A 12968-nucleotide genomic window follows, 5' to 3' on the forward strand; every position below is an offset into this window, starting at 1 on the left:
CCCAGGCGGCGCACCCTCTCGCTTCCCCACGCGTAAGGTGAAGCAGCATGACTATCGATAATCCTCTTTTGCAACCCGGCAACGTGCCTGTCGACTATGACGCCATCACGCTGGAAAACATGCGTGCAGCGTTCGACCATGTGCTGACGGCCCACAAGCAAGGCATTACCAGCATCATCAAAGCACAGCAGGCATTGCCTACCTGGGATGACCTGGTGCTGGCGGTAGATGATCTGGATGCCCAGCTATTGGCGGCGCTGAATGCGGCCACGCCGCTGGTAGGCAAGGGTTCCGCCTGGGCAGGCGCCATTTTTGGCTTCTACACAGAGACCACTGTTCGGTTTGATCAAAAATTCACCAACAGCAGCTTGCACGCCTTGTATGAGCGCTTGGCGAGCAGTGCCATCGGCAAGAATCTGGATACCCAACAGCGTGCCACCCTGCGTTGGCACCTGCACAAGTTCGCCACCAGTGGTGCGCTACTCGATGCTGCGGGCAAGGCATGCCTGGCTGACCTGCAGGCTCAGATCAGTGCGTCGAGCGACGCCTTTGCCAGCAATCTCGAACGCCCGGGCCTGGCGATCGATGATGAAGCCGAACTGCACGGCATTCCACCGCGGGTTCGTGATGAGCTGGCGCTGCGGGCGCAAGCAGCCGGTTCGTCAGGTTGGTTGATTGCCTGTGAGAGCGCCGCCACCGAAGCCGTGCTGAGGCATGCCGAGAGCCGCCAACTGCGCGAGCGCGTGTATCGGGCCTATCACACCCGTGGCGTCAGTAACGACCCTTTGCTGGACAACGGCACACACCTGCAACGGCTGGCGCAATTGCGGGCGAAGAAGGCGCACTTGCTTGGCTTTGCCAGCCACCTGGAGCAGAGCCTGAATGCCAAGAGTGCGGGGTCGGTCGCTCAGGTGCGCAGCTTTTTGCATGACTTGGCCGACGACATTCGTCCCGCCATGCTGCAATGGCGCTCGAAAATCGAGCGCCAGGCTGTTGCACAGGGTTTGGGCCAGGTGAGGCCCTGGGACATTGCCTATCTGCAGGCCGCCTCGCGCACGGTGCTGTCCACCGAAGCCTTGCGCGAATACTTTCCGCTGAACAGCGTGATCGTGGCTTTGCAGCAGCTGGCGCAACAGCTGTTTGGTCTGGTGCTGACACCCAAGCACCTTGCGACCTGGGATGACAGCGTGCAGGCATTCGAGGTGTGGCAGGACAATGCGCTCATTGGTCTGCTCTATGTGGATGCCGTGCAGCGCACCGGCAAGCAAGCTGACTCGGTCTACACCCTGTACATACGCAATCGCCGGGTGACTGCCGAGGGGATCTATCAGGCGGCTTCAGTGGTGGTTTGCTGCGACGTGGCGCAACCGGCCACGGGTACCCAGCCTCTGCTTGATCACCTGTCGCTACGCAAAATGTTCCATGAGTTTGGCCATGCGCTGCATCACCTTCTGGTGCGCACTACCAACCATGTGATGTCCAATGTGACCGAGCTTGGCACCGATGGTGTGGAATTGTTCGGCACGCTGTTCGAGCGGTGGTTATGGGACGCGAACTACCTGGTAGCGATCTCATCGCACCAGCACGATGGCAGCCAGCTCACACCTGCACGGGTCGAAGCGTGTTTGAGCCGGCTACGCCAGGAAGGCGTGGAGGACGCGGCCCGTCACTTGAGCCTGGCCTTGTTCGACATTGATCTGCATACGGCGCCCAATGATGGCAGAACCCTTGAACAGCGCTTGGATGCTGCGCACGAACGCTGCGGCTACTGGCCGCTGGCTGATTTTGAACACCCGGCACATGCCTTTGACCACTTGATAAGTGGATACGATGCCGGCTACTACGCGTATATCTGGGCAAACGTGCATGCCTTCGACCTGTTCAGCCGATTTGAAGCGCAAGGCTTGCTTGACCGTGCAACCGGGCGCGCGCTGCACGATGCGTTGTTCGCGCCGGGCGCCTCGCGGCCGTTACGTGAGGGCATCGAAGCGTTCCTCGGGCGTGCACCGAGCACCGCTGCTTATCTGAGTTGGCATGGCCTGGCCTGAACCCATGGTGCCCTGACCAGAGGTGCTGGAGCGATCAGGCTTGCAGGTACACTGTATGTAAATACAGTAATGGGGCAGGCCATGAAACCTCAAACACCGCAAAAGGGCCGTGGCACGGCGCACAATCCGCACAACCGCTTCGCCCCTCGCTCGTGCGTGGCGGAGGATGACGGCTGGTATCAGGAAGTCCCGGTCACCCAAGGTACCGAAGTGCGGATCGAGACCGCCAAGACGGTCATCAGCCGCAATACTTCGCCCGACCTGCCCTTCGACCGCTCCATCAACCCCTACCGAGGCTGCGAGCACGGCTGTATCTACTGCTATGCCCGCCCCTCCCACGCGTATTGGGACCTTTCCCCTGGGCTGGATTTCGAAACCAAGCTGATCGCCAAGACCAACGCCGCCGAAGTGCTCGAACAACAACTGAGCAAGCCGGGTTATGTCTGCGCGCCCATCAACCTGGGGTCCAATACCGACCCTTACCAGCCCATCGAGCGCGATCATCTGCTGACCCGGCGCTTGCTTGAGGTGCTCTTGCGCTTCCGCCACCCGGTGACCATCGTCACCAAGGGTTCATTGGTGCTGCGGGATCTCGACCTTTTGTCCGAGATGGCCAGCCAGCGCCTGGCACGGGTGATGATCAGCCTGACGACGCTGGACGATGACCTCAAGCGGGTGCTCGAACCCCGTGCGGCATCACCCAAGGCGCGGTTGCGGGCGATTCGGGTGCTGCGCGAGGCGGGGGTGCCGGTGGGGGTGTTGTGTTCGCCGATGATTCCAATGATCAACGACAGTGAACTGGAGCGCCTGCTGGAGGCTGCAAAGGAAGCGGGCGCGCAGAGCGCTGCCTACATGATGTTGCGCCTGCCGCTGGAGGTGGCGCCGCTGTTCGAGCAGTGGCTGCAAGACCATTACCCCCAGCGTGCGGCCCATGTGTTAAGCCTGATTCGCCAGAGCCGGGGTGGCGAGCTTTATGACAGCCGCTTTGGCGCGCGGATGCGGGGCGAGGGCGTGTTTGCCGAGCTGTTGGCGCAACGGTTTGCCAAGGCCACGCGACGGTTGGCGTTTGAAGGGCGGGAAGCCCAGGCCCTGGACTGCTCGGCGTTCTGCCCGCCTGGCGGGCAGATGGCGTTGTTTTGATCCTTAGTGCAACTAATCCAACTCCATAATTCTATTGCAGGCTCTTGGCAGTTGATGTTTTTTTGCTATTATTCAACTCCCGCCTTATGTATCTGGAACGTCTGTTCTAGAGCCTCCGAATTAAGTTTCAGTTAAGTTTTCCCCGCTAGCGTAGGCAATCAGTCAACGAAGACTGTGATCTGTGGCCTGTGCGTGTCATCTAAATCCCTGCATAGCCAGAATCTTTCACCGGTAAAATGGACTTACCTACACACCGCCAAGAGGATGAATCATGCCCGTCAAGGACCCATCCAAGGTCGTTCCGGATGTACCCGCCGAGAGCGCCGATGCTGCTCTTAAGCACATCGTCGACGGCTTCCTGCGCTTTCATCATGATGTCTTCCCCGACCAGCAAGAGCTGTTCAAGAAGCTCGCCACCGCGCAAACGCCACGCGCCATGTTCATCACCTGCGCCGACTCGCGCATTGTCCCCGAACTGATTACCCAAAGTTCGCCAGGCGACCTGTTCGTGACCCGTAACGTGGGTAACGTAGTGCCGCCGTATGGCCAGATGAACGGCGGCGTTTCCAGCGCTATCGAATACGCTGTACTGGCACTGGGCGTGCACCACATCATTGTCTGTGGCCACTCTGACTGCGGCGCGATGCGTGCGGTACTCAACCCGCAATCGCTGACCAAGATGCCGACCGTTTCCGCCTGGCTGCGCCACGCCGAAGTGGCACGCACCGTGGTCGAGAACAACTGCTCCTGTGGCAGCGAGCACGAAACCATGCAGGTGCTGACCAAAGAAAACGTCATCGCCCAGCTGCATCACCTGCGCACTCACCCTTCGGTCGCCTCGCGCCTGGCGGCGGGTGAGCTGTACATCCACGGTTGGGTCTACGACATCGAGACCAGCAAGATCGAAGCGTATGACGCCGCCAGCGACAGCTTCCTGCCCCTGGCTGCGGGCGAGCCAGTCCCCTGCGCTACCCCGAGAGGCCGCTACTAAGCGACCCATCCACCGCTAGAACCTTGATAGCCGGCTGCACCCTGCAGGGGTGTGGCGCGGCCTTCGGCTGCCTTGAATTCCCTGACTGCCCTGCCGGCGTGCTTGCTGGCGGCCCGCGCCTGCGCGCCGGTCAGGGGCCAACGTGCTCATGGCCAGAGGAATGGCCGTGCAACAGAAAATGGAGAAACACGGTGAACATTACACAGTTGAAAGCGGCCTTGCCGCGAGAGTTGTTGGCATCGGTGGTGGTATTTCTGGTCGCCCTGCCCTTGTGCATGGGGATCGCCATCGCGTCGGGGATGCCGCCCGCCAAAGGCCTGATTACCGGCATCATCGGCGGCATTGTAGTGGGCTTCCTGGCGGGTTCGCCGCTGCAGGTCAGCGGCCCGGCGGCCGGCTTGGCGGTGCTGGTGTTCGAATTGGTGCGCCAGCACGGTGTGGCCATGCTTGGGCCGATTCTGCTGCTGGCCGGGGTGTTGCAATTGCTGGCTGGGCGCTTGCGCCTGGGTTGCTGGTTTCGCGTGACCGCACCGGCGGTGGTGTACGGCATGCTGGCGGGTATCGGCGTGCTGATCGTGCTGTCGCAGGTGCATGTGATGTTCGATACGGCGCCGCAGCCCTCGGGCATGCAGAACCTGCTGGCGTTTCCTGCGACCTTGGCCACTGCCCTGCCACTGGAACGCGCAGGTTCGGGCTGGCAAGCCGGTGCTCTTGGCCTGGGCACCATCGCGGTGATGTGGGGCTGGGAGCGCTTGCGGCCACAGAAGCTGCGCTTCATTCCCGGTGCCTTGCTGGGCGTGGCGGCAATGACGCTGATCAGCCTATGGCTGGCCTTGCCGGTGAATCGGGTTCAGGTACCGGCAGACCTTTCTGAGGCCATCGACTGGATACGCCTGGATGATCTGATGAACCTGGCCGACCCGACCCTGCTGGTGGCCGCATTCGCCCTGGCCTTCATCGCCAGCGCCGAGACCTTGCTGTCGGCAGCTGCGGTGGACCGTATGCACAGCGGCCAGCGCTCGGACTTCGACCGGGAACTGTCGGCCCAAGGCATCGGCAACATGCTGTGCGGCGTGCTGGGCGCCTTGCCGATGACCGGGGTGATCGTGCGCAGTTCGGCGAATGTCCAGGCCGGTGCGCAGACCCGCGCCTCGGCGATCTTCCATGGCCTTTGGCTGCTGGCGTTCGTCGTGGTGTTGAGCAGCGTGCTGCAGCAGATTCCGGTGGCGAGCCTGGCGGGTGTGCTGGTGTTTACCGGCGTCAAATTGGTGGACTTCAAGGCGTTTCGTGGTTTGCGCCGGTATGGCCGTATGCCGATGTTTACGTACGCAGCGACTGCCCTGGCGATTATTTTCACCGACCTGCTGACGGGCGTGCTGCTGGGCTTTGCCTTGACCCTGCTCAAGCTGGCGTTCAAGGCGGCGCGGTTGAAGATCAACCTGGTGAGCCTGGGCAAGCCCGGGCACATGGAGCTGCGTCTGAGTGGTGCGGCGACGTTCCTCAAGGTGCCGGCGCTGACCCAGGTGCTGGATACCGTGCCGGCAGGGACCACCCTGCATGTGCCCTTGAGCAACCTTAGCTACATCGACCACTCGTGCCTGGAACTGCTTGAGGACTGGGGCCGGAGCAATGCAGCCAAGGGCTCGCGCTTGCTGATCGAGCAGCGGCGATTGAAGCGGCGGATCGAAGGGCGGCTGCGGACGACGGCGGGGGTTATTTAGCTGTTGTGTTGCCTGAGCGGGCCTCTTCGCGGGCAAGCCCGCTCCCACAGGGTGAATTGCATACCCTTTGTGGGAGCGGGCTTGCCCGCGAAGAGGCCGGTGCAGCCAGCATCAGTGCCGGATGTCAGGCCGGTTGGCCCAGCTCCACACCCAGTTGTCGCGAAAGGCACGGCCAACGCTTCCAGGCGGCGCCCGTCTCGGGGCTGCTCAACTTGTCGCGATAGGCCTCCACCGATTCCTTGGCAAAACTCTCTTCATTGAGCATTTCGTCAACGGAATGGTGCACCACTTCATCGAGCTGGTTGGCGAACGTCTCTCCGATCAGTTGGTGGGCAATCAGGTTGGCCACGGTGGTGTCCACCGGGATCAGTGGCTGCTGGAAATAGCGGATGTACAGATCGTTCACCTCTTCCACCAGGCGATGCGCCAGGTACGCCTCATCCAGCAGGCAATCCAGGCCCACATGCCCCTGCATCACGCTGGGCGGTTGCAGGAAATAAGCTTCGGCAATCTTCAGTACCGGCTTGATCTGCGACTCGATACCGGCTTCGCGGGCCACCTCGTGGGCAGCCTCCAGCAGCTCTGGAACCTGGTCGATGTAGGCGCTGACGAAACGCGCCAAGGTACCCTGGGCGTCCTGCTCAGGCAGTTGAATCGAGGGGTGCAGGTGGGGCAGTTGCAACTCGAGACGCTGTTTCAATTGGCCGGTCTGACCTTCGTGTTGATGGGCTTGGTTAATCTGCTCGCGTACCGCAGCGATGTTCATGACAACTCCAGGGACATTACGTTTCAAACGGAAGACACTAAATTAGCTCGGTATACAGAATACCTAAGACGTATTTGTTATAAATCGCGCAAACGTGTGCATGCTCTGGCATATCGGGATGCCACTATTGGGCCATATCCTATCAAGCACGCGGTTTTCAGGGCATTCGGCAATTTCGTGAAGTTCATTTCACAGGCTTCATTGCGTGCCATTGGTCGCTGTCTATACTCCCGTTGAACGTGATTCGTTGATGAGGCCCGTCTGCTTTTGCAGGGGCTCGGTCGTCGAAGCTAGGCAGTCTTGACCGCCGTTCCCTCTTGCCGCAGGCCACGCCTCCGGGACAACAAGAATTAGAAGGGGAACCCGCAATGATGCGACATCCACATGTCTGGATGGGCCTCCTGTTGTGGACGGTTTTAGGTCAGGCCAACGCAGCCTGGACCGTCAACATGCACCCGGGGGCGACGGAAGTCTCCAACGCCGTCTTCGACCTGCACATGACCATTTTCTGGATCTGCGTGATCATCGGCATCGTGGTGTTTGGCGCGATGTTCTGGTCCATGGTCGTCCACCGCCGTTCCACCGGCCAGCAGGCTGCGCATTTCCACGAGCACACCTGGGTGGAAATCATGTGGACCGTGGTGCCGTTCCTGATTCTGGTGGCCATGGCCATCCCCGCGACCAAGACCCTGATCGACATCTACGATGCCAGCGAATCGGACATCGACATCCAGGTCACCGGCTACCAGTGGAAGTGGCACTACAAGTACCTGGGCCAGGATGTGGAGTTCTTCAGCAACCTGGCCACCCCCGCCGACCAGATCCATAACAAGGCCCCCAAGGACGAGCACTACCTGCTCGAAGTCGACCAGCCGCTGGTGCTGCCGGTGGGCGCGAAAGTGCGCTTTCTGGTAACCGCCGCCGACGTGATCCATTCCTGGTGGGTGCCGGCGTTCGCGGTCAAGCGTGATGCCATCCCAGGCTTCGTCAACGAGGCCTGGACGCGCATCGAGAAGCCCGGCATCTACCGTGGCCAGTGCACTGAGCTGTGCGGCAAGGACCATGGCTTCATGCCGGTGGTGGTCGAGGTCAAGTCCAAGGCCGACTACGACACCTGGCTCGGTGAGCGCAAGGCCGAGGCGGCCAAGCTCAAGGAGCTGACCAGCAAAGAGTGGACCCTCGACGAGTTGGTTGCGCGAGGCGACAAGGTCTACCACACCACCTGCGTGGCCTGTCACCAGGCCGAAGGCCAGGGCCTGCCGCCGATGTTCCCGGCCCTCAAAGGCTCGAAGATCGCCACCGGGCCGAAGGAAGGCCACCTGAGCATCGTCTTCCACGGCAAGCCTGGCACGGCCATGGCCGCGTTCGGCAAACAGCTCTCGGAAGTCGATATCGCCGCCGTGGTCACCTACGAGCGCAACGCCTGGGGCAACAACAAGGGCGATATGGTCACGCCGAAGGATGTGCTGGCGCTCAAGCAGGCAGAAGCGCAATGAACCGGGTTACGCGCGGCAATCAATGGATTGCAGGAGACAGGACATGAGTGCAGTGATCGACGACCACGCCCACGGCCATGAGCACGCCCACGGCCCGGCCAAGGGCTTGATGCGCTGGGTGCTGACCACCAACCACAAGGACATCGGCACGATGTACCTGTGGTTCGCCTTCATCATGTTCCTGCTCGGTGGCTCGTTCGCCATGGTGATCCGCGCGGAGCTGTTCCAGCCGGGGCTGCAGATCGTCGAACCTGCGTTCTTCAACCAGATGACCACCATGCACGGGCTGATCATGGTATTCGGCGCCGTGATGCCGGCCTTCGTCGGCCTAGCCAACTGGATGATCCCGCTGATGATTGGCGCGCCGGACATGGCCCTGCCGCGGATGAACAACTTCAGCTTCTGGTTGCTGCCGGCGGCTTTCCTGCTGCTGGTCTCGACCCTGTTCAGCCCTGGTGGCGGGCCGAACTTCGGCTGGACCTTCTACGCCCCGCTGTCGACCACCTATGCCCCGGCCAGCGTGACCTTTTTCATCTTTGCCATCCACCTGATGGGCATCAGCTCGATCATGGGGGCGATCAACGTGATCGCCACCATCCTCAACCTGCGTGCCCCCGGCATGACCTTGATGAAAATGCCGCTGTTCGTCTGGACCTGGCTGATCACCGCGTTCCTGCTGATTGCGGTGATGCCGGTACTGGCCGGTGTGGTGACCATGATGCTGATGGACATCCACTTCGGCACCAGCTTCTTCAGCGCGGCCGGTGGCGGTGACCCGGTGCTGTTCCAGCACGTGTTCTGGTTCTTCGGCCACCCCGAGGTGTACATCATGATCCTGCCGGCCTTCGGCGCGGTCAGCTCGATCATCCCGGCGTTCTCGCGCAAGCCGTTGTTCGGTTACACCTCGATGGTCTACGCCACCGGGGCGATCGCCTTCTTGTCGTTCATCGTCTGGGCGCACCACATGTTCGTGGTCGGCATCCCGGTGGTGGGCGAACTGTTCTTCATGTACGCCACCATGCTCATCGCCGTGCCCACTGGGGTGAAGGTGTTCAACTGGGTCAGCACCATGTGGGAAGGGTCGCTGACCTTCGAAACGCCGATGCTGTTCGCCATCGCCTTCGTCATCCTGTTTACCATCGGTGGGTTCTCCGGGTTGATGCTGGCCATCGCGCCGGCGGACTTCCAGTACCACGACACGTACTTTGTGGTCGCGCACTTCCACTATGTGCTGGTACCGGGGGCGATCTTCGGTATCTTCGCCTCGGCCTACTACTGGCTGCCGAAATGGACCGGGCACATGTATGACGAAACCCTCGGCAAGCTGCACTTCTGGCTGTCGTTCGTCGGCATGAACATGGCCTTCTTCCCCATGCATTTCGTTGGCCTGGCCGGCATGCCACGGCGTATTCCGGACTACAACCTGCAGTTCGCCGATTTCAACATGGTCTCCTCGATCGGGGCATTCATGTTCGGCGCCACGCAGATCTTCTTCCTGTTCATCGTCATCAAGTGCATCCGTGGCGGCGCGCCGGCGCCGGCCAAACCCTGGGACGGTGCCGAGGGCCTGGAGTGGTCGGTCCCCTCGCCTGCGCCTTACCACACCTTCCAGACGCCACCGGATGTGAAATAGCCATGAACGGCCTGTCGCTCAAACGCCTGGTCACGCGCCTGCTGATGCTGACGGTGGTGATGTTCGCCTTCGGTTTCGCCCTGGTGCCGATCTATGACGTGATGTGCAAGGCCTTCGGCATCAATGGCAAGACCGGTGGCCAGTATGAGGGCAGCCAGGTCAGCGACCCATCGCGTTCGGTGCGGGTGCAGTTCATGTCGACCAACGCCAGCGACATGGTCTGGGACTTCTACTCCACGGCCGACCAGATCGACGTCAACCCGGGTGCGGTCAACCAGATGATTTTCGTGGCCCGCAACCCGACCGACCGGCCTATGAGTGCCCAGGCGATACCCAGCATCACCCCGGCCGAGGCCGCGGCGTACTTCCACAAGACCGAGTGCTTCTGCTTTACCCAGCAGGTGCTGCAGCCCGGCGAACGCATCGAGATGCCGGTGCGCTTTATCGTTGACCGCGACCTGCCGGCCAGCGTGAAGCACCTGACACTGGCCTACACCTTGTTCGACATCACCGCTCGCCACCCGCCGGTCGCGCATGTTGCGGCCCAGGACGTCCAGGGCGCCCGTTAAGGGAAGGAGAACAGCAATGGCAAGTCATGAGCACTACTACGTTCCGGCGCAGAGCAAGTGGCCGATCATCGCGACAATCGGCATGTTCATCACAGTGTTCGGCCTAGGCACCTGGTTCAACGACATGAAGGCCGGGCACCCCGACTCCCATGGGCCGCTGATTTTCTTCGTCGGCGCGCTATGCCTGGCCTACATGCTGTTCGGCTGGTTCGGTGCGGTTGTGAAAGAGAGCCGTGGTGGGTTGTACAGCCCGCAACTGGACCGCTCGTTCCGTTGGGGCATGAGTTGGTTCATCTTTTCGGAGGTGATGTTCTTCCTGGCCTTTTTCGGTGCGCTGTTCTACGTACGCGTACTGGCCGGGCCTTGGCTTGGCGGTGAAGGGGCCAAGGGCGTCGCGCATATGCTGTGGCCGAGCTTCGAGTTCGCCTGGCCGTTGCTGCATACCCCGGACCCGAAACTGTTCCCGCCGCCCAAGGAGGTTATCGACCCTTGGCACTTGCCGCTGATCAACACCATTCTGCTGGTCAGTTCGAGTGTGACCATCACCATTGCCCACCACGCCCTGCGGCGTGATCACCGGGGCGCGCTGAAACTGTGGATGGCACTGACCATCGTGCTGGGGATCAGCTTCATCACGTTGCAGGCCTACGAGTACCACGAGGCTTATACCAAGCTGGGGCTGACGCTGGGGTCGGGGATCTATGGCGCGACCTTCTTCATGCTCACCGGCTTCCACGGTGCCCACGTGACGCTGGGCACGATCATCTTGATCGTGATGTTCGTGCGTATCCTGCGCGGCCACTTCAACCCCGACAAGCACTTCGGTTTCGAGGCGGCCAGTTGGTATTGGCACTTCGTCGATGTGGTGTGGGTGGGGCTGTTTATCTTTGTTTATGTGCTTTGACACATGTGGGAGCGGCCTTGTGTCGCGAAAGGGCTGCACAGCAGCCCCAGGGGCTTAGCACAAATGCATAAATTGCTGGGGCTGCTGTGCAGCCCTTTCGCGACACAAGGCCGCTCCCACAAAGGCGGGGCCAGTCAAGGCGATATAGGTTCAAAACGGGGCGTGTGACACCAGTTGGCCACTGATGAAGCCGTAGGCCACCAGCCCTATGGTCAGAGCCGCCAGGGTCACGCGCACGGTCAGTGCCTTCAGCAAGCGGGTCGAGTTTTCATCGTCCTTGACCAGGAACACCAGGCCACTGAACAGGCTGGCAACCGTGGCCAACAGCATCAGGACAATCGCGGCCTTGAGCATGGCGCTTCTCCGGGGGGATGCGGTGATGTGGATAAGTATAGCGAGGCGCCTGTGAAGCCGTTTCGCCCAGGCTGGGTACCGACCCTGGTGGTGCTTGCGCTGCTGCCGGGGCTGGTCGCGCTCGGCTGCTGGCAACTGGGCCGCGCCGACGAAAAGCGCGCGTTGCTGGCGACCTATGCCGAGCGCAGCCTTGATGCGCCACTCTCCACTGCCCAGTTGCAGCACAGCGATGATGCCGCTTACCGCCGCGTGCACCTGTACGGCCGTTTCGATGGCGAACACAGCCTGCTGCTGGACAACCGCATGCGCGACGGCGAGGCCGGTGTCGAGCTGTTGCAGCCCTTCCATGACCAGGCCAGCGGCCTGTGGTTGCTGGTCAATCGCGGCTGGTTGCCGTGGCCGGACCGCCGCGTGCCTGTGCACGTTGATACCCCGTCGCAGCCCTTGGCCCTGGATGCTTCGGTGTATGTCGCGCCTGGCAGCACCTTCCAACTGCGCCCGGACCCCATCGGCGGGCAATGGCCGCACCTGCTGACTGCTATCGATGCCGCGCAGCTATGGCAACAGCTTGATCGCGAAGGCTTCGCCCACGAACTGCGCCTGGAGCCCGGCCCGGCGAGCTATCGCCTGGGCTGGCCGGTCGTCGCCATGGGCCCGGAAAAACACGTGGGCTACGCCGTGCAGTGGTTTGCCCTGGCTACCGCTCTGGTTCTGCTTTACCTCTATTTCGGCTGGCACCAAAACAAGGAGAAACGCCATGGCCACCGCCACTCCACTGGACCTGCCTGAACGCAGCAAGCCCCGAGCCCGTGGGCGTTTGCAGCTGATTCTGATTTTGCTGGTCGTGCTCGGCCCGATGATCCTGGCCACCAGCATGTACAAGCTCAAGTTCTGGGTACCGGAAGGCCGCAGCTACCACGGCGCGATGATCGGCAACGGCGAAAGCCGCAGCGATATCGGCATCGACGGCCAGGACGCGCGCTGGCAAGTGTTGGTCAGCACCCCCGAGGCCTGCGCCGAAGACTGCCAGCGCCTGGTGTACCTGGCTCGGCAGATACAAGTTGGCCTGGGCCGTGATGCCGGCCGCGCCAGCCACGCGCTGGCTGCCGCGCAGCCGTTGAGCGGCGACTACCAGGCATTGCTCGGCCGTGAGTACCCGCAGTTGCAACGCTACCCGCTGGATGCTCAGCGCTACCTGAACAAGGTCGGTGAGCTCGGCCCGCAGCTGTGGATCGTCGACCCGCACGGCAACCTGGTGTTGCGCTACGACGCCAAGGTCAACGGCAAGCACGTGCTGGACGACCTGCGCCACCTGCTCAAGCTGTCCAACATCGGCTAGGAGCCTG

12 protein-coding genes are annotated in these 12968 nt (G+C 61.7%); 10 read left to right on the plus strand and 2 right to left on the minus strand.

Features of this window, described 5'->3' with window-relative positions:
* The first annotated feature begins 53 nt into the window (after nt 1–53).
* The 4 genes from ACSSU5_RS10990 (at nt 54) to ACSSU5_RS11005 (ending at nt 5900) form a co-directional block, all read left to right on the plus strand.
* Nucleotides 54–2048, plus strand: coding sequence for a M3 family metallopeptidase (locus tag ACSSU5_RS10990; protein WP_492561312.1), 1995 nt, complete (start codon nt 54–56; stop codon nt 2046–2048).
* A gap of 81 nt (nt 2049–2129) precedes the next feature.
* On the plus strand, nt 2130–3188 hold the full coding sequence (locus ACSSU5_RS10995; RefSeq protein ID WP_264310878.1) for a PA0069 family radical SAM protein: 1059 nt from the start codon (nt 2130–2132) through the stop codon (nt 3186–3188).
* Between the two features lie 271 nt (nt 3189–3459).
* Entirely contained in the window at nt 3460–4179 is a 720-nt protein-coding gene (locus ACSSU5_RS11000) for a carbonic anhydrase (protein WP_264310877.1), read from the plus strand.
* A gap of 191 nt (nt 4180–4370) precedes the next feature.
* Nucleotides 4371–5900 carry a SulP family inorganic anion transporter gene (locus ACSSU5_RS11005; RefSeq protein ID WP_492561150.1) on the plus strand — a complete coding sequence of 510 codons (1530 nt, stop codon included), beginning with the start codon at nt 4371–4373 and terminating at the stop codon, nt 5898–5900.
* Between the two features lie 124 nt (nt 5901–6024).
* On the opposite strand, the gene ACSSU5_RS11010 is transcribed toward ACSSU5_RS11005, so the two are convergent.
* A complete protein-coding gene (locus tag ACSSU5_RS11010; protein WP_492561151.1) occupies nt 6025–6666 on the minus strand; it encodes a hypothetical protein in 642 nt (213 codons plus the stop codon).
* Nucleotides 6667–7034: 368 nt separating this feature from the next.
* Between ACSSU5_RS11010 and coxB the strand changes: the two genes are divergently transcribed.
* From coxB to ACSSU5_RS11030, 4 genes are read left to right on the plus strand one after another with little or no spacing between them, the layout of a single operon-like run.
* Entirely contained in the window at nt 7035–8162 is a 1128-nt protein-coding gene (gene coxB, locus ACSSU5_RS11015) for a cytochrome c oxidase subunit II (RefSeq protein WP_264310874.1), read from the plus strand.
* Between the two features lie 43 nt (nt 8163–8205).
* Nucleotides 8206–9795, plus strand: a complete 1590-nt coding sequence (ctaD, locus tag ACSSU5_RS11020; protein WP_264310873.1) for a cytochrome c oxidase subunit I — start codon at nt 8206–8208, stop codon at nt 9793–9795.
* A gap of 2 nt (nt 9796–9797) precedes the next feature.
* Nucleotides 9798–10364 (plus strand): cytochrome c oxidase assembly protein, encoded by a 567-nt coding sequence (locus ACSSU5_RS11025; protein WP_264310872.1) that lies wholly within the window; start codon nt 9798–9800, stop codon nt 10362–10364.
* Between the two features lie 16 nt (nt 10365–10380).
* Nucleotides 10381–11268 (plus strand): cytochrome c oxidase subunit 3, encoded by an 888-nt coding sequence (locus ACSSU5_RS11030; protein WP_264310871.1) that lies wholly within the window; start codon nt 10381–10383, stop codon nt 11266–11268.
* 150 nt (nt 11269–11418) lie between these two features.
* On the opposite strand, the gene ACSSU5_RS11035 is transcribed toward ACSSU5_RS11030, so the two are convergent.
* Nucleotides 11419–11622 (minus strand): twin transmembrane helix small protein, encoded by a 204-nt coding sequence (locus ACSSU5_RS11035; protein ID WP_027591992.1) that lies wholly within the window; start codon nt 11620–11622, stop codon nt 11419–11421.
* 51 nt (nt 11623–11673) lie between these two features.
* Here ACSSU5_RS11035 and ACSSU5_RS11040 point away from each other — a divergent pair, with 51 nt between their 5' ends.
* Both ACSSU5_RS11040 and ACSSU5_RS11045 read left to right on the plus strand, forming a co-directional pair.
* A complete protein-coding gene (locus tag ACSSU5_RS11040; RefSeq protein ID WP_264313994.1) occupies nt 11674–12411 on the plus strand; it encodes an SURF1 family protein in 738 nt (245 codons plus the stop codon).
* Nucleotides 12380–12961, plus strand: a complete 582-nt coding sequence (locus ACSSU5_RS11045) for a PA_0111/PP_0108 family redox-active disulfide protein (RefSeq protein ID WP_492561152.1) — start codon at nt 12380–12382, stop codon at nt 12959–12961. The genes ACSSU5_RS11040 and ACSSU5_RS11045 overlap by 32 nt, the downstream gene beginning before the upstream one ends.
* The last annotated feature ends 7 nt before the right edge of the window (nt 12962–12968 follow it).

The sequence above is a fragment of the Pseudomonas sp. E1MeOHC2 genome (genome assembly GCF_058745025.1).

Excerpts from the sequence above, each read along its gene's own strand:
- ACSSU5_RS10995 (WP_264310878.1), top strand. The coding sequence starts at position 2,130 with ATGAAACCTCAAACACCGCAAAAGGGCCGTGGCACGGCGCACAATCCG.
- ACSSU5_RS11000 (WP_264310877.1), top strand. The coding sequence starts at position 3,460 with ATGCCCGTCAAGGACCCATCCAAGGTCGTTCCGGATGTACCCGCCGAG.
- ACSSU5_RS11010 (WP_492561151.1), bottom strand. The coding sequence starts at position 6,666 with ATGAACATCGCTGCGGTACGCGAGCAGATTAACCAAGCCCATCAACAC.
- coxB (WP_264310874.1), top strand. The coding sequence starts at position 7,035 with ATGATGCGACATCCACATGTCTGGATGGGCCTCCTGTTGTGGACGGTT.
- ctaD (WP_264310873.1), top strand. The coding sequence starts at position 8,206 with ATGAGTGCAGTGATCGACGACCACGCCCACGGCCATGAGCACGCCCAC.
- ACSSU5_RS11025 (WP_264310872.1), top strand. The coding sequence starts at position 9,798 with ATGAACGGCCTGTCGCTCAAACGCCTGGTCACGCGCCTGCTGATGCTG.
- ACSSU5_RS11030 (WP_264310871.1), top strand. The coding sequence starts at position 10,381 with ATGGCAAGTCATGAGCACTACTACGTTCCGGCGCAGAGCAAGTGGCCG.
- ACSSU5_RS11035 (WP_027591992.1), bottom strand. The coding sequence starts at position 11,622 with ATGCTCAAGGCCGCGATTGTCCTGATGCTGTTGGCCACGGTTGCCAGC.
- ACSSU5_RS11045 (WP_492561152.1), top strand. The coding sequence starts at position 12,380 with ATGGCCACCGCCACTCCACTGGACCTGCCTGAACGCAGCAAGCCCCGA.